This is a genomic window from Streptomyces sp. NPDC093071 (genome assembly GCF_044754545.1).
Classification (GTDB): Bacteria; Actinomycetota; Actinomycetes; order Streptomycetales; family Streptomycetaceae; genus Streptomyces.
In genome coordinates, this window is record NZ_JBIVPH010000003.1 from 976,345 (window position 1) to 1,000,153 (window position 23,809).

18 protein-coding genes are annotated in these 23,809 nt (G+C 73.3%); 7 read left to right on the forward strand and 11 right to left on the reverse strand.

Annotation, left to right across the window (positions count from 1 at the left end):
* The first annotated feature begins 176 nt into the window (after positions 1 to 176).
* Together ACIQD7_RS15710 and ACIQD7_RS15715 are read left to right on the forward strand one after the other, a co-directional pair.
* On the forward strand, positions 177 to 1,139 hold the full coding sequence (locus tag ACIQD7_RS15710) for a sugar phosphate isomerase/epimerase family protein (protein WP_402442039.1): 963 nt from the start codon (positions 177 to 179) through the stop codon (positions 1,137 to 1,139).
* A gap of 264 nt (positions 1,140 to 1,403) precedes the next feature.
* Positions 1,404 to 1,601, forward strand: a complete 198-nt coding sequence (locus ACIQD7_RS15715) for an AlpA family transcriptional regulator (RefSeq protein ID WP_121828166.1) — start codon at positions 1,404 to 1,406, stop codon at positions 1,599 to 1,601.
* Positions 1,602 to 1,717: 116 nt separating this feature from the next.
* On the opposite strand, the gene ACIQD7_RS15720 is transcribed toward ACIQD7_RS15715, so the two are convergent.
* Together ACIQD7_RS15720 and ACIQD7_RS15725 are read right to left on the reverse strand one after the other, a co-directional pair.
* Positions 1,718 to 3,034: a tachylectin-related carbohydrate-binding protein gene (locus ACIQD7_RS15720; RefSeq protein ID WP_402442041.1), complete on the reverse strand. Its 1,317-nt coding sequence runs from the start codon at positions 3,032 to 3,034 to the stop codon at positions 1,718 to 1,720.
* A 29-nt stretch (positions 3,035 to 3,063) separates the two neighbouring features.
* Positions 3,064 to 5,253 (reverse strand): MMPL family transporter, encoded by a 2,190-nt coding sequence (locus ACIQD7_RS15725; protein WP_402442043.1) that lies wholly within the window; start codon positions 5,251 to 5,253, stop codon positions 3,064 to 3,066.
* Between the two features lie 392 nt (positions 5,254 to 5,645).
* On the opposite strand from ACIQD7_RS15725, the gene ACIQD7_RS15730 reads away from it, so the two are divergent.
* The 3 genes from ACIQD7_RS15730 to ACIQD7_RS15740 all read left to right on the forward strand — a co-directional run bounded on the left by ACIQD7_RS15730 (position 5,646) and on the right by ACIQD7_RS15740 (position 8,907).
* A complete protein-coding gene (locus ACIQD7_RS15730; RefSeq protein ID WP_402442045.1) occupies positions 5,646 to 6,323 on the forward strand; it encodes a TetR/AcrR family transcriptional regulator in 678 nt (225 codons plus the stop codon).
* A gap of 49 nt (positions 6,324 to 6,372) precedes the next feature.
* On the forward strand, positions 6,373 to 6,597 hold the full coding sequence (locus ACIQD7_RS15735) for a heavy-metal-associated domain-containing protein (RefSeq protein WP_402442046.1): 225 nt from the start codon (positions 6,373 to 6,375) through the stop codon (positions 6,595 to 6,597).
* A gap of 72 nt (positions 6,598 to 6,669) precedes the next feature.
* Positions 6,670 to 8,907 (forward strand): heavy metal translocating P-type ATPase, encoded by a 2,238-nt coding sequence (locus ACIQD7_RS15740; RefSeq protein WP_402442048.1) that lies wholly within the window; start codon positions 6,670 to 6,672, stop codon positions 8,905 to 8,907.
* A 393-nt stretch (positions 8,908 to 9,300) separates the two neighbouring features.
* On the opposite strand, the gene ACIQD7_RS15745 is transcribed toward ACIQD7_RS15740, so the two are convergent.
* Together ACIQD7_RS15745 and ACIQD7_RS15750 are read right to left on the reverse strand one after the other, a co-directional pair.
* On the reverse strand, positions 9,301 to 10,590 hold the full coding sequence (locus ACIQD7_RS15745) for a citrate synthase (protein WP_121828160.1): 1,290 nt from the start codon (positions 10,588 to 10,590) through the stop codon (positions 9,301 to 9,303).
* 179 nt (positions 10,591 to 10,769) lie between these two features.
* On the reverse strand, positions 10,770 to 12,995 hold the full coding sequence (locus ACIQD7_RS15750) for an ATP-dependent RecD-like DNA helicase (protein ID WP_402442050.1): 2,226 nt from the start codon (positions 12,993 to 12,995) through the stop codon (positions 10,770 to 10,772).
* 101 nt (positions 12,996 to 13,096) lie between these two features.
* On the opposite strand from ACIQD7_RS15750, the gene ACIQD7_RS15755 reads away from it, so the two are divergent.
* Entirely contained in the window at positions 13,097 to 13,561 is a 465-nt protein-coding gene (locus ACIQD7_RS15755) for a DUF937 domain-containing protein (RefSeq protein WP_121828158.1), read from the forward strand.
* Positions 13,562 to 13,581: 20 nt separating this feature from the next.
* On the opposite strand, the gene ACIQD7_RS15760 is transcribed toward ACIQD7_RS15755, so the two are convergent.
* The 3 genes from ACIQD7_RS15760 to ACIQD7_RS15770 are packed head-to-tail and all read right to left on the reverse strand — an operon-like array spanning position 13,582 to position 16,737.
* Complete coding sequence (locus ACIQD7_RS15760; protein WP_402442053.1) at positions 13,582 to 14,385, reverse strand: sugar phosphate isomerase/epimerase family protein; 804 nt, start codon at positions 14,383 to 14,385, stop codon at positions 13,582 to 13,584.
* A complete protein-coding gene (locus ACIQD7_RS15765) occupies positions 14,382 to 15,533 on the reverse strand; it encodes a dihydrodipicolinate synthase family protein (RefSeq protein ID WP_402442055.1) in 1,152 nt (383 codons plus the stop codon). Before ACIQD7_RS15765 ends, ACIQD7_RS15760 begins: the two co-directional genes overlap by 4 nt.
* 52 nt (positions 15,534 to 15,585) lie before the next feature.
* The gene (locus ACIQD7_RS15770) at positions 15,586 to 16,737 is read right to left on the reverse strand and encodes a Gfo/Idh/MocA family protein (RefSeq protein ID WP_402442057.1); all 1,152 of its coding nucleotides are present in this window, start codon (positions 16,735 to 16,737) and stop codon (positions 15,586 to 15,588) included.
* A gap of 133 nt (positions 16,738 to 16,870) precedes the next feature.
* Between ACIQD7_RS15770 and ACIQD7_RS15775 the strand changes: the two genes are divergently transcribed.
* On the forward strand, positions 16,871 to 17,917 hold the full coding sequence (locus ACIQD7_RS15775; protein WP_121828154.1) for a LacI family DNA-binding transcriptional regulator: 1,047 nt from the start codon (positions 16,871 to 16,873) through the stop codon (positions 17,915 to 17,917).
* A 76-nt stretch (positions 17,918 to 17,993) separates the two neighbouring features.
* On the opposite strand, the gene ACIQD7_RS15780 is transcribed toward ACIQD7_RS15775, so the two are convergent.
* The 4 genes from ACIQD7_RS15780 to ACIQD7_RS15795 all read right to left on the reverse strand — a co-directional run bounded on the left by ACIQD7_RS15780 (position 17,994) and on the right by ACIQD7_RS15795 (position 23,745).
* Positions 17,994 to 18,368: a nuclear transport factor 2 family protein gene (locus ACIQD7_RS15780; RefSeq protein ID WP_121828153.1), complete on the reverse strand. Its 375-nt coding sequence runs from the start codon at positions 18,366 to 18,368 to the stop codon at positions 17,994 to 17,996.
* A 99-nt stretch (positions 18,369 to 18,467) separates the two neighbouring features.
* Positions 18,468 to 19,739 carry a PLP-dependent aminotransferase family protein gene (locus ACIQD7_RS15785; protein ID WP_402442059.1) on the reverse strand — a complete coding sequence of 424 codons (1,272 nt, stop codon included), beginning with the start codon at positions 19,737 to 19,739 and terminating at the stop codon, positions 18,468 to 18,470.
* Positions 19,736 to 21,136 carry an MFS transporter gene (locus ACIQD7_RS15790; protein ID WP_161373309.1) on the reverse strand — a complete coding sequence of 467 codons (1,401 nt, stop codon included), beginning with the start codon at positions 21,134 to 21,136 and terminating at the stop codon, positions 19,736 to 19,738. The genes ACIQD7_RS15785 and ACIQD7_RS15790 overlap by 4 nt, the downstream gene beginning before the upstream one ends.
* A complete protein-coding gene (locus tag ACIQD7_RS15795) occupies positions 21,133 to 23,745 on the reverse strand; it encodes an ATP-grasp domain-containing protein (protein ID WP_402442061.1) in 2,613 nt (870 codons plus the stop codon). Before ACIQD7_RS15795 ends, ACIQD7_RS15790 begins: the two co-directional genes overlap by 4 nt.
* Positions 23,746 to 23,809: the final 64 nt, after the last annotated feature.

Genomic DNA, 23,809 nt, shown 5'->3' on the forward strand with positions numbered 1-23,809 from the left:
ATCAGGTCGTACGGCTCCGTCTCCTCCGTCTGCACGCGCCACCTTTCGTCCTCGGCCCCGCCCTCGGCCCCGTCCTCAGGTCTAACTCCCTACCCGGGGGGTGTCAACGACATGTCCGGACATGCGGATCACCGGCGCGCTTGACGGTGATCCCGGCCCCGGTCAGGGTGGCTGTCATGACGAAGCCGTCCCCGCAGCCGTCGCCGAACGCCTCGTCCCGGCCGTCCGCGCCGCCGTCACCGTCGTCGCCGTCCCGGATCCGGGTCGGATCCGCTCCCGACTCGTGGGGGGTGTGGTTCGCCGACGACCCCCGGCAGGTGCCCTGGCAGCGCTTCCTCGACGAGGTGGCGGGCGCGGGGTACGAGTGGATCGAGCTCGGCCCGTACGGCTATCTGCCCACCGATCCGGCGGTCCTCGCGGAGGAGACCGCCCGGCGCGGGCTGCGGGTCTCGGCGGCGACGGTCTTCACCGGCCTGCACCACGGACCGGACGTCTGGGACCGGACCTGGGCGCACGTCGCCGAGAACGCGGCCCTGGCGCAGGCGATGGGGGCGGGCCACCTGGTCGTCATCCCGTCGTTCTGGCGGGACGACCGGACGGGCGAGGTCCTGGAGGAGCCCGTCCTCACCGCCGGGCAGTGGCGGGACCTGACCCGGCTCACGGAGCGGCTGGGCCGGGAGGTGCGCGAGCGGTACGGGCTGCGGATCGTCGTCCATCCGCACGCGGACACGCACCTGGACGGCGAGGAGAGCGTGACGCGCTTCCTCGACGCCACCGACCCGGAGGCCGTCGCGCTCTGTCTGGACACCGGGCACTACGCGTACGCCGGCGGGGACAGCGTCCGGCTGATCGAGCGGTACGGGGAGCGGATCGGCTATCTGCACCTGAAGCAGGTCGACCCGGCGGTCCTGGCGGAGGTGGTCGCCGAGGGCACGCCGTTCGGTCCGGCGGTGGCGCGGGGCGTGATGTGCGAGCCGCCGTCCGGGGTGCCCGCCCTGGAGCCGGTGCTCGCCGCCGCCCGCGCCCTGGACGTGGACCTCTTCGCGATCGTCGAGCAGGACATGTACCCGTGCGACCCGGACGTCCCGTACCCGGTCGCGCTGCGGACCCGGCGCTTCCTCCGCTCCTGCGGGGTGTGACCCGCACCCCTACCGTCCCGGCCCGGGGCCGCGCACGCGGACACACCGGTGGCCCGATGCGTCACTTCCGTCACGCACGTCCCTCCTTCGTCACGCTTTTCTCCGTTACGCGGGTTTCCCGTCACAGGCGCGTGACAGCCGTTCCCCTCCTGTCTGAGGAGGTCGTTGCAGGGGGCACAGGCTCAGTGATCGCCAACGCCCACCCGCAGCGCCCCCGAACGGCACCCCCGCCGCCGCTGCGCGGTGCGCAGGGAGGTACCAGGCATGACGGACAAGAGGCTCTGGTCGTACAAGGACATCGCGGCGCACATCCGGGTGCAGCCGGACACCGTCCGCTCCTACCGGAAGCACGGGCTGCTTCCGCCGCCCGACCACGTCGAGTCGGGCAAGCCGTTCTGGTACGCGGACACGATCCGCGCCTGGGTCGCGAGCCGCCCCGGCAACCGGAGCCGCCGCGACTGATCCCCGCGGCCGCCCGACGGGCGGGGACGCCGGCCCCGGACTCCTTCCGGGGCCGGCGTCCCGCCGTACGGGGCGTACGGGTCGCCGCGCGGGGTTCGCGGGTCGCCGGGAAGGGGTCAGAAGAGCAGGTCGTAGCTGTTCCAGCCGCCGCCGACCAGGGTGCGGGTCGGGCCCGGCACCGTGGTCCCGCCCCGGTAGACGCCCTGGTAGAACCAGAGTGCGCCGCTCCGGTCCCGGGCGACGGCGTCGCCGTAGTAGTCGCGCGGGCCGAGGTCGACGGTGCCCACGACGGCCGTGTAGATGTTCCAACCGCCGCCCACCCTCATGCGTCCCCGGAAGGGGTAGCCCTCGGGATCGGTGCCTGCGGTCTCGTCGTACTTCCAGAGGACGCCGTGGGAGTCCCGGGCCACCGGCCCCCTGCCGTAACCCACCAGCGTGTCGTAGACGTTCCAGCCCGCGCCGACCCTGCTCCGGGGATAGAAGGGGGACGAACGGTTGACGGTCCGTTCGTAGTTCCACAGGACACCGTCCTCGTCCCGGGCGACCAGGGAGCCGTTGGAGCGGCCGGCCATGGCGGTGTAGGCGTTCCACCCGGCGCCGACCTTGGTGCGCGGCGCGAAGGGGGCGTTCGGGTCGCCGGTGCCCTTGTAGAGCCAGAGGACGCCGGACCTGTCCCGGGCCACGAGGTCGCCGGTGCCGTCCGCCCGGGGGTTGAAGAGCGGGACGACCGAGGTGTAGACGTTCCACCCGCCGCCGATCCTCTTGCGCGGCTTGAGCGGCTTGTCGGCGCGGCCGGTCCCCTCGTACCGCCAGAGGACGCCGGCCTTGTCGCGGGCGTGCACGGTCCCGAGGAACTTCGGCGCCGGTGTGCCGGCGACGAAGTCGAGCCCGGCCGTGCCCCGGGCCACCACGGTGCCGGTGGAGTCGGTCAGTTCCACGGGGGCGTCGAGGGAGCCGACCCAGGCCTGGTCCAGGGAGGTGTCGATGGTGAGCGCGTAGCCGAGGGTGGTCGCGGCCTCCGTGACCGGCAGGTCGATCCGCACCGGATACGGGTAGTCCTCGCCGTCGAGCCACGGCGCGTCCCAGACGCAGGGCGCGAACGCCCCGCCGTCGACCGCGCAGGTGGAGACCAGGGCCGCGGCCAGCCGGTGCGGGTTGGGTCCGGCCGGCGGGAACTGCTTGACGGGAAGGGCGAGGCGGGCCCGCACCGGACCCGTGACACCGTCCGGCAGGGTGGCCTTGAGTCGCAGCGTCACCGGGCCCTCCTCGCCCGCCGGGACCGTCAGCCGGCCGCCCTCCTGGACGACCGTCCCCGTCGCGACGGCGGGGGCGGGGGCCACCGGGGCCGGGGCGGCGAAGGCCGCGCCCGCCCCGAGCGACACGGGGACGACACCTGCGACGAGGGCCGTCGCCAGAACCAGAACCGTACGCATGGGTGCCACGAATCCCCCAGGAGTTCTTCTCAGCTGCGCAGCGAAGTGGTTTCTCGCCACTTCCGGGACACCTCTTCGACATCCGGGACGGGGGGAGGGTTGTACGTGTCCGACTCGCTGACGCCGAAGCGGTCGTGGAAGCGGCGCAGCGGCCCCGGGGCCCACCAGGTGAGGCGGCCGGTCAGCTTCATCACGGAGGGGACGAGGAGGCTGCGGACCACCATCGCGTCCATGAGGACGGCGAGGGCGACCCCGAGGCCGAGCATCTTGGTGTTGGTGACGCGGGAGGTGCCGATGGCGACCATGACGACGGCGAGGATGACGGCGGCGGCGGTGATCAGGCCGCCGGTGCGGCTCAGGCCGAAGCGGACGGAGTGCTCGTGGTCGCCGGTGGCGTCGTACTCCTCCTTGATCCGGGAGAGCAGGAACACCCCGTAGTCCATGGAGAGTCCGAAGGCCACGCAGAACATGAGCACGGGCAGGGTGGTCTCGATGTCGCCGGTGGGGGTGAAGCCGAGGAACCCGGAGAGGTGCCCGTCCTGGAAGACCCAGACGACGGCGCCGAACATGGCCGTGAGGCTCAGGGCGTTGAGGACGACGGCCTGGAGCGGGATGAGGACGCTTCCGGTGAGCAGGAAGACCAGGAGCAGGGTGACGAGGGCGACGATCCCCGCCGCCCAGGGCAGCCGCTCGCCGATGGCGTCCTTGGAGTCGACCAGGACGGCGGCCGGGCCGGTGACGGAGACGTCGAACGGCGCCTCGGCGGAGCGCAGTTCGCCGACGGCCCGCTGGGCTCCGGCGCCGACGGACTCGCCGTCGGGCACGACGGTGAAGTAGGCGCGGGCGGAGTCGCCGCCGCCCGTGGTGACCGGCCCGTCGGCCCGGCCGACGCCGTCGAGGGCCTCGATCCGCTCGCGGTAGGCCTCGTACTGGGCGGGGGTGGCCGGTCCCTCGGCGAGGACGGTGATCCCGCCGCCGGGGCTGCCGGGGAAGCCGTCCCGCAGCTCGTCCTGGACGATCCGGGAGGAGGCGGTGACGGGGAGCTGGCGGTCGTCGGCCGTGCCGAACTGCACGCCCAGGAAGGGCAGTCCGAGGAGGACGAGGCCGGCGGTGGTGAGGACGGCGAAGACGGGCGCCCTGCGCATCACCAGACCGGCGGCGCGCGCCCAGCCCGCGCCGGACGCGTCCTTGCCGGGCTCGCGGCCGCGCCGGAACAGGCGCCGCAGGTCGAGTGCGTTGACCCGGTGGCCGAGCAGCACGAGGGCGGCCGGGAGCAGGGTGAGCGCGGCGGTGGCGGCGAGGAGGACGACCGCGATCCCGGCGTACGCGAAGGAGCGCAGGAAGTACTGCGGGAAGACCAGCATCGCGGCGAGCGAGACGGCGACGGTCAGGGCGGAGAAGAGCACGGTCCGCCCGGCCGTGCGCAGGGTGGTGCGGACGGCGGTGCGGGTGTCGGCGCCGGCGGCGAGCTCCTCGCGGTAGCGGCGGACGACGAACAGGGCGTAGTCGATGGCGAGTCCGAGGCCGAGCGCGGTGGTCAGGTTCTGCGCGAAGACGGAGACGTCGGTGAACTCGGTGAGGCCGCGCAGGATGGCGTTGGTGCCGAGGATGGCGACGATGCCGACGCCGAGGGGCAGCAGGGCGGCGACGGCGCTGCCGAAGACCATGACGAGCAGGACGAGGGTGAGGGGCAGGGCGATGAGCTCGGCCCGCAGCAGGTCCTCCTCGATGAGCGTCTGCATCTCGTGGCGGACGGCGAGCTCGCCGCCGAGGGAGACCTCCACGGGGCCGTGGGCGCCGCGGTAGGCGGGGGCGATCCGGTCGAGGACGGCCGCGGCCTCCTTCTCCTCGCCGGTGATCCGGGCGGCGATCACGGCCTTGCGGCCGTCCTCGGAGCGGAGGGCGGGCGAGCCGGTGGACCAGTAGGAGCCGACGCCCTCGACGCCCGGCTCGGCGTCGAGCCGCCCGGCGAGCCGGCGGGCCTCGGCGGCGACGGCCGGGGCGTCGGTCCCGGCCGTGCCGGAGTCGACGAGGAGCAGCAGGTTCGGCCGGGAGCCGGGGAAGTGCCGCTCCAGCTCCTCGGCCGCGTACGTGGACTCGGCGGCCGGGTCCTCCCACCCGCCGCTCCCCATCCGGTCCGCGACCCCGCCCCCGGCGAGCACGGCGAGCGCGGTGAGCACGAGGGCCACGAACAACGTGGCCCGGGGCCGCGCGGTCACGAACCGCGTCCATCCCCCGCCCGGGGGCCCGGAACGGTCCGCCCCGCCGCTCCCACCCGGGGATCCGGAACCGGACGCCTTGCCGCTCCCGCCCCGGTCTCCGGGACCCGACGTCCCGCCGCCCCCGGCCGGGGATCCGCCACCGGACGCCCTGCCACCCCCGGTCCCACCTGCGGCTTCTCCCCCGCCGCCGGTGGCGTCTGGGGCTGTTTTCTTGACTTCGGCCATGACGAGGTGTCCCCTTCACCTGACCCGTGCGCACACGCTTCCCGGCAGGACGCGCGGGTCACCCATTGCCATAGACTGGCAAACACGAGCGATCACTCGCGTTTCCCAAGAATGCGAGCGACCTCTCGTGTTTGTCAAACGGGTCGAGGAGAGCTGGGACGGCCATGTCCGAAGAACCGAAGCCGCGCCGCCGTCAGGCGCGGGGCGAGCGCCGCATCGCGCAGTTGCTCCAGGCCGCCGCGAACGTCTTCTGCGCGAACGGCTACACGGCGACCAGCACCAACGCGATCGCCCGCGAGGCACACGTCTCGCCCGGCACGCTCTACCAGTACTTCCCGAACAAGGAGGCCATCGCGATCGAGCTGGGCGAGCGCCTCCTGCACGACATGCGGGAGGCCCACGGCCAGGCGTTCACCGCGGAGAACCTCGGCCTGCCGCTGCCCGAGCTGCTGGACGCGGTCGTGGACCCGCTGATCCAGTTCAACTGCGCCAACCCCGCCTTCCTCGCCCTGATGCACGGCTCCGACGTCCCCGGCCGGATCGCCGAGGAGCACGACGAACTGCACGCCACCCTGCTCACCCGGGTGGAGGACGTGATCGGCCATTACGCGCCCGCGCTCTCCGCCGCCGACCGGAGCCGGATCGCCGGGATGACCTTCGCCGCCTTCAAGGGGGGCCTGGACCTCGTCCTCGCCGCGCCCGAGGGCCCCGAGCGGGACGCCACGGTCGCCGAGCTGAAGACGCTCCTCCTGCGCTACCTCTCCCCCCTGGTCGAGGAGCCTGCCGCCGCGACACGACCCGGTGCGACACGGCCCGGCGCGAGTGGAATTCATACCCCCTAGGGGTATAAGCTCGGTCCCGTACGGCTCCGAACCCTACGAGGAGAACGCCATGACCGCAGAGGCGCAGACCGAACTCACCACCGTCTACCAGGTCAAGGGCATGACCTGCGGGCACTGCGAGGGCGCCGTCTCCGGCGAGATCTCCGGGCTCCCCGGCGTCACCTCCGTCACGGCCGTCGCCAAGACCGGCGAGGTCACCGTCGTCTCCGCGAGCCCGCTCGACCGCGAGGCCGTGCGCGCCGCCGTCGACGAGGCCGGTTACGAGCTGGCCTGACCGCCGGCCCGCCGGCACCCCGCGGGGTCGTACCGTTACCGGGTACGGCCCCGCTCCCGTTTGGAACCGCTGATGACGTCCACGATCACCGAGCTGACGATCGGTGGCATGACCTGCGCCTCCTGCGCCGCCCGCGTCGAGAGGAAGCTCAACCGGATGGACGGGGTGAGCGCGACGGTCAACTACGCCACCGAGAAGGCACGGGTCGAACACCCTCCGGAGCTCCCGGTCGACGCGCTGATCGCCACCGTCGTCAAGACCGGCTACACCGCCGAGGAGCCCCCGCCGCCGGAACCCGAGCCCGACCCGGATCCCGGTCCCGACCCCGTACGGGAAGCGGAAGCTCCGGAAGACCCCGAGACGGCCGCCCTCCGGCAGCGGCTGACCGTCTCCGCCGTCCTCTCCGCGCCCGTCGTCCTGCTCGCGATGGTCCCCTCCCTCCAGTTCGACCACTGGCAGTGGCTCTCGCTCACCCTCGCCTCCCCCGTCGTCGTCTGGGGCGGGCTGCCCTTCCACCGGGCCGCCTGGACCAACCTCCGGCACGGCGCCGCCACCATGGACACCCTGGTCTCGATCGGCACCCTCGCCGCCTTCGGCTGGTCCCTGTGGGCCCTCTTCCTCGGCGACGCGGGCACGACCGGCATGAGGCACGGCTTCGACCTCACCGCGGACCGCTCGGACGGCTCCTCCGCGATCTATCTGGAGGTCGCGGCCGGGGTCGTCACCTTCATCCTGCTCGGCCGCCTGCTGGAGGCCCGCGCCAAGCGGAAGGCGGGCGCCGCGCTGCGGGCCCTGATGGAACTCGGCGCCAAGGACGTGGCCGTCCTCAGGGGTGGTACGGAGACGCGGATCCCGGTCTCCGGACTGCGGGCCGGCGACCTCTTCGCCGTACGCCCCGGGGAGAGGATCGCCACCGACGGCACGGTGACCGAGGGCGCGTCGGCGGTCGACGCCTCCCTGCTCACCGGCGAGTCGCTGCCCCTCGACGTCCTCCCCGGCTCGGCCGTGACCGGCGGCTGCGTCAACGTCTCGGGCCGGCTGGTCGTGGAGGCCGTCCGGGTCGGCGCCGACACGCGGCTCGCCCGGATGGCGAAGCTGGTCGAGGAGGCCCAGAGCGGCAAGGCCGCCGTGCAGCGGCTCGCCGACCGGGTCTCGGCCGTCTTCGTACCGGTCGTCCTGCTGATCGCGCTCGGCACCCTCGTCGTCCGGCTCCTCGTCACGGACGACCCGACGGCCGCCTTCACGGCCGCCGTCGCCGTCCTGATCATCGCCTGCCCCTGCGCCCTCGGCCTCGCGACCCCGACCGCGCTCCTGGTCGGCACCGGCCGGGGCGCCCAGCTCGGCATCCTGATCAAGGGCCCGGAGGTCCTGGAGTCCACCCGCCGGATCGACACGGTCGTCCTCGACAAGACCGGCACGGTCACCACCGGCCGGATGCGCCTCGCCGGAGTCCGGGTGTACGGGGGGACGTACGGCACCGAGGGCGCCGACGAGGACGAGCTGCTGCGGCTCGCGGGCGCCCTGGAGCACTCCTCCGAGCACCCGGTGGCCCGCGCGGTCGCGGAGGCCGCCGCCGGGCGGTGCGGCCCGCTGCCCGTACCGAAGACCTTCGAGAACGTCCCCGGGCTCGGGGTGCGCGGCTCGGTCGAGGGGCGGCTCGTCGTCGTCGGGCGCGCCGCCCTGCTCGCGGCGGAGGGGATCGAGGTCCCCGCGGCCTCCGAGCCCGGCGCCGTCCACGTGGCCTGGGACGGGGTGGCCCGGGGCACCCTGACCGTCGCCGACACCGTCAAGGACACCAGCGCCGAGGCGGTCGCCCGGCTGCGCGCCCTGGGGCTGCGCCCGGTGCTGCTCACCGGGGACCACCGGGCGGTGGCGGAGGCCGTGGCGGACGAGGTGGGCGTCGACGAGGTGATCGCCGAGGTGCTGCCCGAGGGGAAGGCGGAGGTGATCCGGCGGCTCCAGGAGGAGGGACGGACGGTCGCCATGGTCGGGGACGGGGTGAACGACGCCGCCGCGCTCGCCACCGCCGACCTGGGCCTGGCGATGGGCACGGGCACGGACGCGGCCATCGAGGCGAGCGACCTGACCCTGGTCCGGGGCGACCTGCGGGTCGCGGCGGACGCCGTCCGGCTCTCCCGGCGGACCCTGGCCACGATCAGGGGGAACCTCGGCTGGGCCTTCGGCTACAACGTGGCCGCGCTGCCGCTCGCGGCGGCCGGACTGCTCAATCCGATGATCGCGGGGCTCGCGATGGCCCTTTCGTCCGTGTTCGTCGTATCCAACAGCCTGCGACTCCGGCGGTTCACGTGAGTTCACCTACACGTGATGCACAGGACCTTCACATCGAGACCTAGATCACAGATATTGTGGGGTAACCATCTGGGCTGTTCGTGAGTCTAAGTGGGCGATGCCGAGAACGTCTTGGGGGACGTTCATGGGATGTCTTGGGGGACGTCCCAGGCAAGCGTTGGCCGGGGGACGTGCACCGGGGAGCTTTGAGCGGCCCTCCCGTACGGACCCCGGCAGACCGCGTCGCGCCCGATCCGCACGGCCACCGGCTGTCGCCGGCAGACGCCCGGCCCGGATCCCGTGGGGGGAATCCGCACCGGGGATATGGGAAGCGCCCCGCTCGCCGACCCGTGGGGGGATCGGGGAGCGGGGCGCTTCTCGCTTTTCCGGTGTCCGGTGCGCCGCCGCGGAGGGCTAGCGGGCCTCGACCGGGACGAAGTCGCGCAGGACCTCGCCCGTGTAGATCTGGCGCGGGCGGCCGATGCGGGAACCCGGCTCCTTGATCATCTCGTGCCACTGGGCGATCCAGCCGGGAAGGCGGCCGAGCGCGAAGAGCACGGTGAACATCTCGGTCGGGAAGCCCATGGCGCGGTAGATCAGACCCGTGTAGAAGTCCACGTTCGGGTAGAGGTTGCGCGAGACGAAGTAGTCGTCGGAGAGCGCGTGCTCCTCCAGCTTGAGCGCGATGTCCAGCAGCTCGTCGGACTTGCCGAGCGCGGAGAGGACATCGTGCGCCGCCGCCTTGATGATCTTGGCTCGCGGGTCGAAGGACTTGTACACCCGGTGGCCGAAGCCCATCAGGCGGACGCCGTCCTCCTTGTTCTTCACCTTGCGGATGAAGGAGTCGACGTCGCCGCCGTTGGCCTTGATGCCCTCCAGCATCTCCAGGACCGACTGGTTGGCACCGCCGTGCAGCGGGCCCCAGAGGGCGGAGATGCCGGCGGAGATCGAGGCGAACATGTTCGCCTGCGAGGAGCCGACCAGCCGCACGGTGGAGGTCGAACAGTTCTGCTCGTGGTCCGCGTGCAGGATGAGCAGCTTGTCCAGCGCCGAGACGACGACCGGGTCGAGCTCGTACTCCTGCGCCGGGACCGAGAAGGTCATGCGCAGGAAGTTCTCGACGTACCCGAGGTCGTTGCGCGGGTAGACGAACGGGTGGCCGATCGACTTCTTGTACGCGTACGCCGCGATCGTCGGCAGCTTGGCGAGCAGCCGGATCGTGGAGAGGTGCCGCTGCTCCTCGTCGAACGGGTTGTGGCTGTCCTGGTAGAAGGTGGACAGCGCGGAGACCACCGAGGACAGCATCGCCATCGGGTGGGCGTCCCGCGGGAAGCCGCGGAAGAAGTTCTTGACGTCCTCGTGGACCAGCGTGTGCTGCGTGATCTCGTTCTTGAAGGTCGCGAGCTCGTCGACCTTGGGCAGCTCGCCGTTGATCAGCAGGTACGCCACCTCAAGGAAGGTGGAGCGCTCGGCCAGCTGCTCGATGGGGTAGCCGCGGTACCGCAGAATGCCCTGCTCACCGTCGAGGTAGGTGATCGCGGATTTGTAGGCGGCGGTGTTGCCGTATCCGCTGTCCAGGGTGACCAGACCGGTCTGGGCTCGGAGTTTCCCGATGTCGAAGCCCTTGTCACCGACGGTGCTCTCGACCACCGGGTAGGTGTATTCACCGTCCGCGTACCGCAGTACTACAGAGTTGTCGCTCACGTCATCCCTCACCGACGTAGTGCCTCTTCTTCGAGGTGCCCTGACTGTCTCTACCATCCCCCATTTGGCTCAGGAGAGTGCACTCGGGGTCGACCATTGGGCCAATTGGCGGCACTCAGTGCCGCCAACCTTCATATCCTGCCCCCTTCGCCCCGGTTCCGGTACCCCTCCGTGATCTTTCACACGAGGGCGGGCCCTGTGAGCCGGTGGGCGAGTGCGGTAAAGCGGCGGCCCGCCGAGACCGTGCGGACCGCCTGGGCGATGGCGCGGCGGGAGCCGACCAGGACGACCAGCTTCCGGGCCCGGGTCACGGCCGTGTAGAGCAGGTTGCGCTGGAGCATCATCCAGGCGCTCATGGTCACCGGGATGACCACCGCCGGGTACTCGCTGCCCTGCGAGCGGTGGATGGTGACCGCGTACGCGTGGGCGAGTTCGTCCAGCTCGTCGAAGTCGTACGGCACCTCCTCGTCCTCGTCCGTGCGCACGGTGAGGCGCTGCTCGACGGGGTCCAGGGCGGTGACGACGCCGACGGTGCCGTTGAAGACGCCGTTGGCCCCCTTGTCGTAGTTGTTGCGGATCTGGGTGACCTTGTCGCCGACGCGGAAGACCCGGCCGCCGAACCGCTTCTCCGGGAGGTCGGGGCGGGCCGGGGTGATGGCCTGCTGGAGCAGTCCGTTGAGCGCGCCCGCGCCCGCCGGGCCCCGGTGCATCGGGGCCAGGACCTGCACGTCCCGGCGCGGGTCGAGGCCGAACCTGGCCGGAATGCGACGGGCCGCGACCTCCACGGCGACCCGGGCCGCGTCCTCGGTCTCCTCCTCGGCGAAGAGGAAGAAGTCCGGGAGGCCGTCGGTGCGCGGGGGCGTGCCGGCGTTGATCCGGTGCGCGTTGGTGACGACGCCGGACTGCTGGGCCTGCCGGAAGATCCGGGTCAGCCGGACCGCCGGCACGGGGCTGCCCGGGGCGAGCAGGTCGCCGAGGACCTCGCCCGCGCCGACCGAGGGGAGCTGGTCCACGTCCCCCACGAGCAGCAGGTGGGCGCCCGGGGCCACCGCCTTCACCAGCTTGTTCGCCAGGAGCAGGTCCAGCATGGAGGCCTCGTCGACGACGACCAGGTCCGCGTCGAGCGGCCGGTCCCGGTCGTAGGCGGCGTCCCCGCCGGGCTTGAGCTCCAGGAGCCGGTGGACGGTGGAGGCCTCGGCGCCGGTCAGCTCCGCGAGCCGTTTGGCGGCCCGGCCGGTGGGGGCGGCGAGCACCACCTTGGCCTTCTTGGCGCGGGCCAGCTCCACGATGGAGCGGACGGTGAAGGACTTGCCGCAGCCGGGGCCGCCGGTGAGGACCGCGACCTTGCGGGTGAGGGCGAGCCGCACGGCCTCCTCCTGCTCGGGCGCGAGGGAGGCGCCGGTGCGGGTGGCGAGCCAGGCCAGGGCCTTGTCCCAGGGCACGTCCCGGAAGGCCGGCATCCGGTCCTCCTCGGCCCGCAGGAGCCGCCGGAGCTGCCCGGCGAGGGACAGCTCGGCCCGGTGGAACGGGATGAGGTACACGGCGGTGACGGGCGTCCCCTCGGGCCCCGGCACGGTCTCCCGGACGACCCCCTCGGGGTCCTCGGCCAGCTCGCCCAGGCACTCGATGACGAGCCCGGTGTCGACCTGGAGCAGCTTCACCGAGTCCGCGATCAGCCGCTCCTCGGGCAGGAAGCAGTGCCCCTGGTCGCTGGACTGCGACAGGGCGTACTGGAGGCCGGCCTTCACCCGGTCGGGGCTGTCGTGCGGGATGCCGACGGCCTGCGCGATCCGGTCGGCGGTGAGGAAGCCGATGCCCCACACGTCGGCGGCGAGCCGGTACGGCTGGTTCTTCACGACGGAGATGGAGGCGTCCCCGTACTGCTTGTAGATCCGCACCGCGATGGAGGTGGAGACGCCGACCTCCTGGAGGAAGACCATCACCTCCTTGATCGCCTTCTGCTCCTCCCAGGCGGCGGTGATGTTCCTGGTCCGCTTGGGCCCGAGCCCCGGGACCTCGATGAGCCGCCCCGGGGCCTCTTCGAGGATGTCGAGGGTGTCGAGCCCGAAGTGCTGGGTGATGCGGTCGGCGAAGACGGGGCCGATGCCCTTGATCAGGCCGGAGCCGAGGTAGCGGCGGATGCCCTGGATGGTGGCGGGCAGGACGGTCGTGTAGTTCTCGACGGTGAACTGCTTCCCGTACTGCGGATGGGACCCCCAGCGGCCCTCCATCCGCAGCGACTCCCCCGGCTGGGCGCCGAGCAGCGCGCCGACGACCGTGAGCAGGTCACCGGCCCCGCGTCCGGTGTCGACCCGGGCGACGGTGTAGCCCGTCTCCTCGTTGGCGTAGGTGATCCGCTCCAGGACCCCTTCGACCACTGCCGGACCGCGACTCTCGTTGGACATGTGTCGACCGTAGCGAAGGGGTCGGACAGGGCGGGGACGAGCCGGTGGAGAGCCCGCGGTTCCGGATGCCGTCGGTACGGACGAACCGTAGCGTTTCCGGCATGAGTGAACCTTCCTTCCAGGACGACGTCCTGAACGAGCTGGGTGCCGACCGGCTCCACGAGATCGCGGGGCTGCTCGGTACGGACGCGGACGGGGCCCAGGAGGTCGTGGGCAGTTCGGTGGCGGAGCTGTCCGGCGGGCTGCGGCAGGCGGCGGCCGAGCCGGGCAGCGCGGACGAGGTGCGTGCCGCCGTGGACGAGGTCGCCTCTCCCGAGCCGCCGCTCCAGGGGGTCGCCGCCCTCGGCGGCCTGGTGAGCGGGGGTCTGATGGCCGGGGTGCTCGCCAAGCTGGCGAAGCCGGCGGCGAACGCCGTCGCGAAGCGCACCGGCATCCCGCCGGCCACGGCGAACCGCGCGGTCGAGCTCCTCGTCCCCGTCGTCGTCGCGGTCCTCACCAAGCGCGCCGCGAAGAAGGGCGGCGCGGGAGGCGGCCTCGGGGACCTGCTGGGCGGCCCGAAGAAGTAGCGCCGGGAGGAGCGGGGGCCTCAGATCGCCAGGAAGCGTTCCAGCGTCTCCTCCAGGACCTCGGCCCCGTCCCGCGCCCACAGGGCGGCGTTGAAGAGCTCCACCTCCACCGGGCCCGTGTGGCCGACCCCCTCCAGGAGGGCCGTCCAGGCGCGGAGGTCGATCGCGCCCGTGCCCAGCTGGCCCCGGCCGTCGAGGACCCCGGCCGGGAGGGGCGTGGTCCAGTCGGCGAGCTGGAAGGCGTGGACGCGGCCGGTCGCGGCCGCGCGCTCCACCGCCGCCGGGGCCCGGTCGTCCCACCAGAGGTGGTACGTGTCCACGACCACGCCCACCTGGGAGGACGGGAAGCGTTCGGCGATCTCCAGGGCCTGGTCCAGGGTGGAGACGGCGCAGCGGTCGGAGGCGTACATCGGGTGGAGCGGTTCGACGGCCAGGCGGACGCCGCGCTCCCCCGCGTACGGGGCCAGTTCGCCGATCGCCTCGGTGATGCGGGCCCGGGCGGCGGGGAGGTCCGGGAAGGCGGGGGTCAGGCCGCCGGAGACCAGGACCAGGGTGTCGGTGCCGAGGGCCGCCGCCTCGTCGACCGCCGCGCGGTTGGAGGCGAGCCAGTCGTCCGAGGTGAAGAAGCCGCCCCGGCAGAGGCTGGTGACCGCCAGGCCCGCCTCCCGTACGAGCCGGGCCGCCGCCTCCACCCCGTACTCCCGGACGGGTTCGCGCCACAGGCCCACGCCCCGGATCCCCAGGCGGACGCAGTGGGAGACGAGGTCGGGGAGGGGGAGCTGCTTGACCGTCATCTGGTTGATCGAGAAGCGGTCGGGGTTCATCGCGGGACTCCGTGGACCGTGAGGAGGGACTTCATGCGGGACTCCGCCAGGGCCGGGTCCGGGAACAGGCCGAGCCCGTCGGCCAGTTCGTACGCGCGCACGAGGTGCGGGAGGGAGCGGGCGGACTGGAGGCCGCCGACCATCGTGAAGTGGTCCTGGTGTCCGGCCAGCCAGGCCAGGAGGACGACGCCCGTCTTGTAGTAGCGGGTGGGCGGCCGGAAGAGGTGGCGGGAGAGCTCCACCGTGGGGTCCAGGAGCGCGCGGAAGCCCTTCGCGTCGCCCGTGTCGAGGGTGCGGACCGCCCGCGCGGCCAGCGGGCCCAGCGGGTCGAAGACGCCGAGCAGGGCGTGGCTGAAGCCCCGCTCGTCGCCCTCGATCAGCTCCGGGTAGTGGAAGTCGTCGCCCGTGTAGCAGCGCACCCCGTCGGGGAGGCGGCGGCGCAGCTCGACCTCGCGCCGGGCGTCCAGGAGGGAGACCTTGACGCCGTCGACCTTGTCCGGGTGGGCCGCGATGACGTCGAGGAACGTCTCCGTCGCCGCGTCGAGGTCGGCCGAGCCCCAGTAGCCGTCGAGCGCCGGGTCGAACATCGGGCCGAGCCAGTGGAGGATCACCGGCTCGCCCGCCTGGCGCAGGAGGTGGCCGTAGACGTCGAGGTAGTCCTCGGGGCCCGTGGCGGTGGCCGCGAGGGCGCGGGAGGCCATCAGGATCGCCTGCGCGCCCGACTCCTCGACGACCGCGAGCTGTTCCTCGTACGCGGCGCGGACCTCCGCGAGGGTGCCGTGCGCGAGCTGGTCGGTGCCGGCGCCGCAGGCGATCCGGCCGCCGACGGCCCTCGCCTCGGCGGCCGAGCGCCGGATCAGCTCGGCCGCGCCGGCCCAGTCGAGGCCCATGCCGCGCTGGGCGGTGTCCATGGCCTCGGCGACCCCGAGGCCGTGGGCCCAGAGGTGCCGGCGGAAGGCGAGGGTGGCGTCCCAGTCGACGGCGGCGGGGCCGTCGGGCGTGGTGTCGGCGTACGGGTCGGCGACGACGTGCGCGGCGGAGAAGACGGTACGGGAGGCCGGGGGCCCGGCCGGGGCGAACACCAGCGGGTCGGTGCGGGGCTCGTACGCCCGCACCCCGCCGTCGGGGGTGGGCAGGAGGATCGTCACGGGGTCACTTCCATGGGGTCGGTGCGGGGGCCGTCCGGCCGTGGCGTCGTCGTCACAGCGTCACCTCCGGGACCTCCAGGCGGCGGCCCTCCGCCGCCGACCGCAGGCCCAGCTCCGCGAGTTGGACGCCCCGGGCGCCCGCCAGGAGGTCCCAGTGGTAGGGCTCGTCGAGGACGACGTGGCGCAGGAACAGTTCCCACTGGGCCTTGAAGCCGTTGTCGAAGGCGGCGTTGTCCGGGACCTCCTGCCACTGGTCGCGGAAGGGTTCGGTGGCGGGGACGTCGGGGTTCCAGACCGGCTTCGGGGTGGCCGAGCGGTGCTGGACGCGGCAGCCGCGCAGCCCGGCGACGGCGGAGCCGTGCGTCCCGTCGACCTGGAACTCGACCAGCTCGTCGCGGTGGACGCGGACCGCCCAGGAGGAGTTGATCTGGGCGACGGCCCCGCCCTCGAGACCGAAGATCCCGTACGCGGCGTCGTCGGCGGTGGCCCCGTAGGGCTTGCCGTGCTCGTCCCAGCGGCGCGGGACGTGGGTGGCGACGTGGGCGGTGACGGAGGTGACCCGGCCGAAGAGCTCGTGGAGCACGTACTCCCAGTGCGGGAACATGTCGACGACGATCCCGCCGCCGTCCTCCGCGCGGTAGTTCCAGCTGGGGCGCTGGGCCTCCTGCCAGTCGCCCTCGAAGACCCAGTAGCCGAACTCGCCCCGTACGGACAGGATCTCGCCGAAGAAGCCGCCGTCGATCAGGCGCTTGAGCTTGCGCAGGCCCGGCAGGAACAGCTTGTCCTGGACGACGCCGTGCTTGACGCCCTTCTCCGTGGCGAGCCGGGCGAGGTCGAGGGCTTCGGCCAGGCTCCCGGCCGTCGGCTTCTCGGTGTAGACGTGCTTGCCGGCGGCTACGGCCCGGCGGATCGCGTCGGCGCGGGCCGGGGTGACCTGCGCGTCGAAGTAGACGTCGACCGTGTCGTCCGCGAGGACCGCGTCGAGGTCGGTGGACCACTCGGTGAGGCCGTGGCTCCCGGCGAGGGCGCGCAGGGCGGGCTCGCGGCGGCCGACGAGGACGGGCTCGGGCCAGAGGACCTCGCCGTGCCCGAGGTCGAGGCCGCCCTGCTCGCGCAGGGCGAGGATCGAGCGGACGAGGTGCTGGCGGTGGCCCATGCGGCCGGTGACGCCGTTCATGGCGATGCGGACGGTCCTGCGCGTCACGGAAGGTTCCTCTCCTCGGATGCCCCGCGCACGATCGCCCGGGTGCCCCACGCCTGATAGAAAGCGCTTTCTACGGGCAGGAACGCTAGCCTGCCGACAACGCCCCCCACAAGGCCCCGGAGGTACGCACGCGATGACCGTCACCCTGGCGGACGTGGCCGCCCGCGCTCGGGTCTCCCCCGCCACCGTCTCCCGCGTCCTCAACGGCAACTACCCGGTGGCCGAGTCCACCAGGGAGCGGGTGCTGCGGGCCGTGGCCGACCTCGACTACGTCCTCAACGGCCCCGCCAGCTCCCTCGCCGCCGCCACGTCCGACCTGGTCGGCGTGCTGGTCAACGACATCGCGGACCCCTTCTTCGGGATCATGGCGAGCGCGGCGCAGACCGCGATCGGAGCGGGCGCCTCCGGGCGCGGCGGGGGCGAGAAGCTCGCCGTCGTCTGCAACACCGGCGGCTCCCCCGAGCGTGAACTGACCTACCTCACGCTGCTCCAGCGGCAGCGGGCCGCCGCCGTGGTCCTCATGGGCGGCTCCCTGGAGGACCCCCGGCGGCTGGCGGCGACGGCCGCCAAACTGTCCCGGCTGGCCGACGCGGGGACCCGGGTCGTGCTGTGCGGGCGCCCGCCGGTGGAGGGGGACGCGCACGCGGCGGCCCTCGTCTTCGACCACCGGACCGGGGCGCGCCGCCTCACCGAGCACCTGCTCGGCCTCGGCCACCGGCGGATCGGATACGTGGCGGGGCCGGCCGACCGGACCACGACCCGGCACCGCCTGGAGGGGCACCGGGAGGCGCTCGCGGCGGCGGGCGTCGCGGAGGGGCCGACCGTCCACGGCCCGTACGAGCGGGGCGCCGGACACGCGGCGGTGGCCGGGCTGCTGGCCCGCGACCCGGAGCTGACCGCGATCGTCGCCTGCAACGACACGGTGGCCCTCGGCGTCTGCGCGGCCCTCAGGGAACGCGGCCTGGACGTCCCCGGCGACGTGTCCGTGGCGGGCTACGACGACCTGCCGTCCGCCCTGGACGCGTTCCCGGCCCTGACGACCGTACGGCTTCCGCTGCACGAGGCGGGGGCGCGGGCGGGCCGCCTGGCGACGGACTCGGAGGAACCCCCGCCGGGCGGCCGCGAGACGGTCCCGGCGGAGCTGGTGGTGCGGGGGTCGACGGCCCCGCCCCGGACGTGAGGCGGCGATCCGTCCCGGACGTGAGGGGAGCGGGGGCCGGCCCCTCGGCCCGCCCCCGCTCCGCCCGCCTCCCGCGTCAGATCGCCGCGCGGTAGAAGTACGTCCTCCGGTAAGCGATCTTGCCGTCCCGGACCAGGTACGTGTCGGCGAAGCCCTCGTCCAGGGCGGTGCCGTCGCGGCTCGCGCCGCGGAAGCGGCCCCAGCAGGCCGCCGCGGCGAGGCCGCCGGTGACCTGGTCGACCTCGTGGGCGCCGGAGGCGATGATCCGCTCGTGCTCGTAGAAGTGGCGGATCCGGTCCAGGCCCTCCAGGGCCGGATAGCCGGGGCGCTCGTAGACCGCGTCGTCGGCGAAGACCTCGCCGAGGTCGTCCCACGAGCGGGAGTCGACCACCTGGAACAGCCGGGCCACCAGCGAGTCGGCGGTCACCGGGGGGTGTGTGCGTGCCGTCATGACCGTGCTCCTTCGTTGCGTGTCGTCGGAAGGGCGGGGGCGGTGCGCGCCGGGAGGGTGGTTCGGCGCGCACCGGTGGGGCGTGCTCAGCGGGTTGGTTCAGTACGCGTCGGCGCGGGCCTTGTCGAAGGCCGTCGCCAGGCGGGAGACGCCCTCCCGCCGCTGCTCCTCGTCGAGGGTCGCGAAGGAGAGCCGCAGCAGCCGGGAGCCGTCCTGCTCGATGCAGAACGGCGCGCCGGGCACGAGCGCGAGGCCCTGCGCCAGGGCGTGTTCGTACAGCAGGTCCGAGGTGACCCGGGGGTCGTCCACGGCGCACCAGAAGAACAGGCCGCCGCGCGGGTCGTCGAAGGCCAGCCACGGCAGCCGCTCGCGCAGCAGCGCCGCCGTCGCCCGCGCCTTGTCCCCGTACAGGGTGCGCAGCCGGGCGAGGTGGGCGGGGAGGAACGCCGGGTCGCCGAGGAGTTCGGCGAGGACGTGCTGCCCGAAGGTGTTCGTCTGGAGGTCGCTGCTCTGCTTGGCCGCGACCAGTTCGCCGATCAGGCCCGCCGGGGCGGTCAGTCCGGCCACCCGGAAGCCGGGGCAGAGCGTCTTCGACAGGCTCATCAGCCGGATCACCCGGTCGCCGTGCACGTCCGTGGACGGCAGCCGCTCCCCGTCGAACGCCAGGTCGCCGTACGGGTCGTCCTCGACGATCAGGAAGCCGTGGCGGTCGGCCAGGGCCGCCAGGTCCCGGCGGCGCTCCTCCGTGAGCACGCCGCCGGTGGGGTTGTGGAAGTGCGGGACGACGTAGACCAGTTTGGGCCGGGCCCCGGCGGCGAGCCGCTCCGCCAGGACGTCGGTCCGCATGCCGTCGCGGTCCGTGGGCAGCGGCAGGAGCCGGGCCCCGGCGCCCCGGAAGGACTGGACGGCGCCCAGGTAGCTGGGGTCGTCCAGGGCCACCAGGTCGCCCTCGTCGAGGAGGGTCCTGGCGACCAGGTCCAGGCCCTGCTGGCTGCCGCCGGTGACCATCGCCCGCTCGGGGCCGACCGGCGCGCCGGTCTCGCCCGCGCGCCGGGCCACCGCCTCGCGCATCGCCGGGACGCCCGCCGTGGAGGCGTACTGGAGGGCGGCGGCGGCCGACCGGGAGAGGATCCGGTCCGTCACCTCGGCGAGGCGGGCCACCGGGAAGCTGTCGGGGGCCGGGATGCCCCCGGCCATCGACAGGACGCCCGGCGCGTTCGCGGCCGACAGGATGCGGTCGATGGCGTCGGAGCGGCCCCAGGAGGTGCGCCGGGCGAGGAGGTGCGTGAAGTCCCCCGGCGCCGCGCCCTCGTCGCCGCCGCGCGTCACGGTGCCGTCTCCGCCGCCCGTCACGGTCCCGTCGCCCGTCATGACCTCACCGCCGTCTTCTCGGACTCTTCCGGCTCCCCCGGCTCCGCGCCGATCTGCGGCGGGAAGTCCCTCAGGCGCCAGACCGGGGAGAGGAGCACCACGAGGACCGCCGAGAGGAAGGCCCCGGCGGTCACGAAGAGCGTCTCGCGCAGGCCGATCAGGTCGCCCAGCCAGCCGCCGAAGAGCGCGCCGAGCGGGAGCATCCCCCAGGACACGAAGCGGTAGCCGGCGTTCATCCGGCCGAGCAGCTCGTCCGGGGTGATCGACTGGCGCAGGCTGATGATGTGGATGTTGGCCATCGTGCCGCCCGCGCCGATCAGCGCGAACGCGGCGACGAACAGGACCAGGGTGAGGATCCCGTCGTTCGCCGGAGCCAGCGGGATGATCACGGGGGCCGCGCAGCACAGCACGAGCGCCGCCAGGATCGCGGGGCCGAGCCCCATGGTCCGCTTCAGGCTCCGGGCGACCAGGGAGCCGCCGAGCGAGCCGACCGCGCCGGTGCCGAGCAGCAGGCCGATGGTCCCCGGGGAGAGGTCCAGGCGCCGGGCCGCGTACAGCACGAAGACGGTCTGGAGCGACATCCAGCAGAAGTTGTAGAGCCCGGACTGCAGGGCGCAGGCCCGCAGGTGGGCGCTGTGCCAGATGATCCGGATGCCGTCGCCGACGCTCTTCCACAGGCCGGTGGGGCGCTCGGGGACGACCGGCGGCGGCTCGGGCCTGCGGATCGCGAGCAGGGTGACCACGGAGACCAGGTACGAGGCGCCGTTGATGAGCAGCGCGTACGGCGCCGTGACCCAGCCGATGAGCAGACCGGCGAGGCCGGGGCCGCCGATCTGCGCGAGGGAACTGGTGCCCTGGAGCTTGCTGTTGCCCTCCACCAGGTGTTCCTTGCCGATGAGGGTCGGCAGGTACGACTGGTAGGCGACGTCGAAGACGACGGTGAGCGCCCCGATGAGCAGGGCCGCCACGTACACGAACTCGATGCGCAGCAGGTCCGTCACGGCGAGCAGGGGGACCGCCGTGACGAGCAGCGCGCGTCCCACGTTCGCCGTGATCATCAGCGGGCGGCGGCGGACGCGGTCGACCCAGACCCCGACGAGCAGGGTGACGAGCAGGAACGGGGCGTAGGAGGCGGCGTTCACCAGGCCGACCTGGGAGGAGGACGCGTCCAGGGTGAGCACCGCCGTCAGGGGCAGCGCCAGGGTGGTGACCTGGGCGCCGATCTGGGAGATGCCCTCGCCCGTCCAGAACTTCATGAACTCGGCGTCGCGCCACAGCGCTCCGCGCTCGCGACCCCCGGCGGCGGCGGGTGCGCCGTCGCCGGGGGCCGCCGGAGCCGCCGGCCCGGTGGGGCCGGCGGGATCCGTCGAGCCGTTCGAGTCGGTGGACTCGGTCACCTTTCGCCCTCGCCGTCCGCCGGGTCGGCCACGTGGAAGGCGCAGCCGATCTGGGCCCCGCGCAACATGCTGACGATGCCGACGGCCGGGTCGGTGACGCCCCGGGCGAGGGTGCCCGCGTACTTCCCGTCGACCATGAGGGTCCCGTAGGCGACGGCCATGTCCTCGGTGGTGACGCCGTCCTCGGAGAGGAACCGCTCGGTGGTGGGGAGCAGGCGGCGCTGGAGGACGAAGGGGCCGCCGACGGCCTGGTGGAGCTTCTCCACCCACTCCTTCTGGTCGGTGGTCCAGCCGGGGGTGACGCCGACGCCGCCGTAGAGCAGCGTCGGCTTGAGGACCAGGAGGTCCTTGTTGGCGACGGCGTACGGCAGGAGGTCGATCTTCTCGCCCTCGAAGGTGACCTTCTCGTCGCGCACGAAGCGGGTCCAGGGCAGGATCCGGTCGACCAGGTCGCGCTCCTCCTCGGTGAGGGCGGCCCGGTTGCGCTCGTCGCTGAGCATGGCGAGGCTGCCCTTGTTGCCGTACAGCTCGCAGTCGAGCGAGGCGAACAGCTCGACCTGTCCGGCCTCGGCGGCGTCCAGGAGCGGGTTGACGAGGTCGTACGTGCGGGGCTCGTCCGGCATCTCACCGGGCAGGAACAGGCGGTAGACGACGTCGACGCGCCGCCCGTCGTACACGACCTTGCCGTCCTCGTAGGTGAAGTCCCCGAGGTGGCAGACGACCGGGTCGAAGCCGAGGTCCTTGAAGGCGGGGACGACGAACTCCATCCAGCACTTGGACTTCTCGAAGCCGTCGGGCCAGTCGGTGATGGCGAGCAGCGGGCGCTCGACGCCGGCGAGGGACGGGGCCTGGCGGCGCAGCACGTCGGTGATGCGGGCCAGCGGGTCGGGGTAGACCAGGTCCTCGGCGGCGGCGAAGGCCGCGAACTCCTCGTCCTTGATCAGGGCGCGGGCGAACTCGCCCATCTGCCAGCCGCCGAGCGAGGTGCCGGTGTTCAGCTCCATGAGGCGGAAGCCGCCGGTCTCGCGGTAGAGGTCGGCGCGGGACAGCGGCGGGATCTCCTCGACCGCGCCGCGCAGCACCAGGTCGGCCTGGGTGTCGCTCATGCCGACGGCCTTGGCGAAGGCGCGCAGGTCGCCGCCGAAGAGGCGCCCGGGGACGGACTTGAGGAGCTCGAAGAGGCCGTTCAGGTCGCGTTCGAGGCCGGCGACGTCGTCGGCGCTGAGGAAGACGGGGCGGTTGAGGCCCTCGCCGCCGCCGGCGCCGTAGCGGAACCACTCGACGCCCCGGACGCCGGAGACCGTCATGCGGGCGGCGGTGCGCTCGTGGTCGAAGAAGCGGCGGGTGACGGCGTTCTCGACGCGGGCGCCGAGCTTGTGGGTGCTGGCGCCGGTCACCTCGGTGCGGGAGAGGCCCTCGGCGCGGTCCAGGGCGCGGCGGGTCTCGACCGGGTCCTCGCCGACGGCGATGAGGGCGGCGGAGCGCGGGGTGAGGCCGCGCGGCGGGAGCTGGAGCTCGTCGCCGGGCTCGGCGAGGGCCACGGCCTCGACCAGGCCGTCGACCTCGGAGGGGTCGGGCAGGACGACCCGGTCGATGGTGCCGTCGTACGAGGGGTAGAGGAAGCGGATCTCGCCGCTGAGCGCGCGGGTGGGGGTGAGGTCGGGGACGCGCTCGAAGGCGATCTCGGCGGCGGCGACGGCCAGGTCGATGCCGGTGGCGAGCTGGTGGACGTGCGGGATGAGGTCGCCGCCCAGGCGCCCGTTCAGCTCGATCAGGCGCGGTCCGTCGGCGCTGACGCGCAGTTCGGTGTGGGTGACGCCGTAGTCGACGCCGACGGCCCGGTGGGAGTCCTTGACCAGCTGCACGACGGCCTCGGCCCAGGGCTCGTCCTTCCAGCCGGTGACCAGGTGGCCGACCTCCTCGAAGTACGGCTGGGGGCCGAGGCGCTTGCGGGCGACGCAGACGGGGGTGACGACGCCGTCCACGACGGTGCTGTCGACGCTCAGTTCGGGGCCCTCGACGTACTCCTCGACGAGGACGGTGTCGGCGGTGCCCGCGCCCTGGAGGCGGCTGGCGGCGGCGAGCCGGTAGGCCTGGCGCAGGCCGTCGGCGTCGCGGGCCACCATGACGCCGAAGCTGCCGCCGAGGGTGCGGGGCTTGACGACGACGGGGAAGCCGATGGCCTCGGCGGCGGCCACGGCCTCGTCCTCGCCGGCGGCCGGGGCGTGGCGGACGGCCGCCATCCCGGCGGCCTCCAGGGCCTGCCGGGTGGCGTACTTGTCGCGGCAGACCTTGGCGGCGGCCGGGTCCATGGCCCGCAGGCCGAGGCGCGCGGCGACCGAGGAGACGGCGGCGAGCGACCACTCGTCCCAGGTGACGATGGCGGCCTCGGCGACCTCGCCGCGCAGGTCGGCGACGGAGGGGAAGAGCTTGTGCGCGTCCGTCGTGTCGGCGATCCGGTGGGTGTCGACGTACTTCGCCTGCCAGCTGGGCGCCTCGGGGGCGATCAGGGTGACCTCGTACCGCGCGGCGAGGGAGGCGAGCGCGTACTCCCGGTACTGACGGATGCGGCTGCCGACCAGGATGACGCGCGGGCGTTCAGTGGTCATGACGGACACGGTGTGTGTTCCTTTCCGATGCGGTGCGGGGTGGGGCAGGCGGTGCGGGTGGTGC

Bases quoted from the DNA above. Each gene is read 5' to 3' on its own strand.
- ACIQD7_RS15795 (WP_402442061.1), bottom strand. From the start codon at position 23,745: ATGACCACTGAACGCCCGCGCGTCATCCTGGTCGGCAGCCGCATCCGT.
- ACIQD7_RS15735 (WP_402442046.1), top strand. From the start codon at position 6,373: ATGACCGCAGAGGCGCAGACCGAACTCACCACCGTCTACCAGGTCAAG.
- ACIQD7_RS15760 (WP_402442053.1), bottom strand. From the start codon at position 14,385: ATGAACCCCGACCGCTTCTCGATCAACCAGATGACGGTCAAGCAGCTC.
- ACIQD7_RS15755 (WP_121828158.1), top strand. From the start codon at position 13,097: ATGAGTGAACCTTCCTTCCAGGACGACGTCCTGAACGAGCTGGGTGCC.
- ACIQD7_RS15720 (WP_402442041.1), bottom strand. From the start codon at position 3,034: ATGCGTACGGTTCTGGTTCTGGCGACGGCCCTCGTCGCAGGTGTCGTC.
- ACIQD7_RS15710 (WP_402442039.1), top strand. From the start codon at position 177: ATGACGAAGCCGTCCCCGCAGCCGTCGCCGAACGCCTCGTCCCGGCCG.
- ACIQD7_RS15750 (WP_402442050.1), bottom strand. From the start codon at position 12,995: ATGTCCAACGAGAGTCGCGGTCCGGCAGTGGTCGAAGGGGTCCTGGAG.
- ACIQD7_RS15715 (WP_121828166.1), top strand. From the start codon at position 1,404: ATGACGGACAAGAGGCTCTGGTCGTACAAGGACATCGCGGCGCACATC.
- ACIQD7_RS15740 (WP_402442048.1), top strand. From the start codon at position 6,670: ATGACGTCCACGATCACCGAGCTGACGATCGGTGGCATGACCTGCGCC.
- ACIQD7_RS15785 (WP_402442059.1), bottom strand. From the start codon at position 19,739: ATGACGGGCGACGGGACCGTGACGGGCGGCGGAGACGGCACCGTGACG.
- ACIQD7_RS15775 (WP_121828154.1), top strand. From the start codon at position 16,871: ATGACCGTCACCCTGGCGGACGTGGCCGCCCGCGCTCGGGTCTCCCCC.
- ACIQD7_RS15780 (WP_121828153.1), bottom strand. From the start codon at position 18,368: ATGACGGCACGCACACACCCCCCGGTGACCGCCGACTCGCTGGTGGCC.
- ACIQD7_RS15730 (WP_402442045.1), top strand. From the start codon at position 5,646: ATGTCCGAAGAACCGAAGCCGCGCCGCCGTCAGGCGCGGGGCGAGCGC.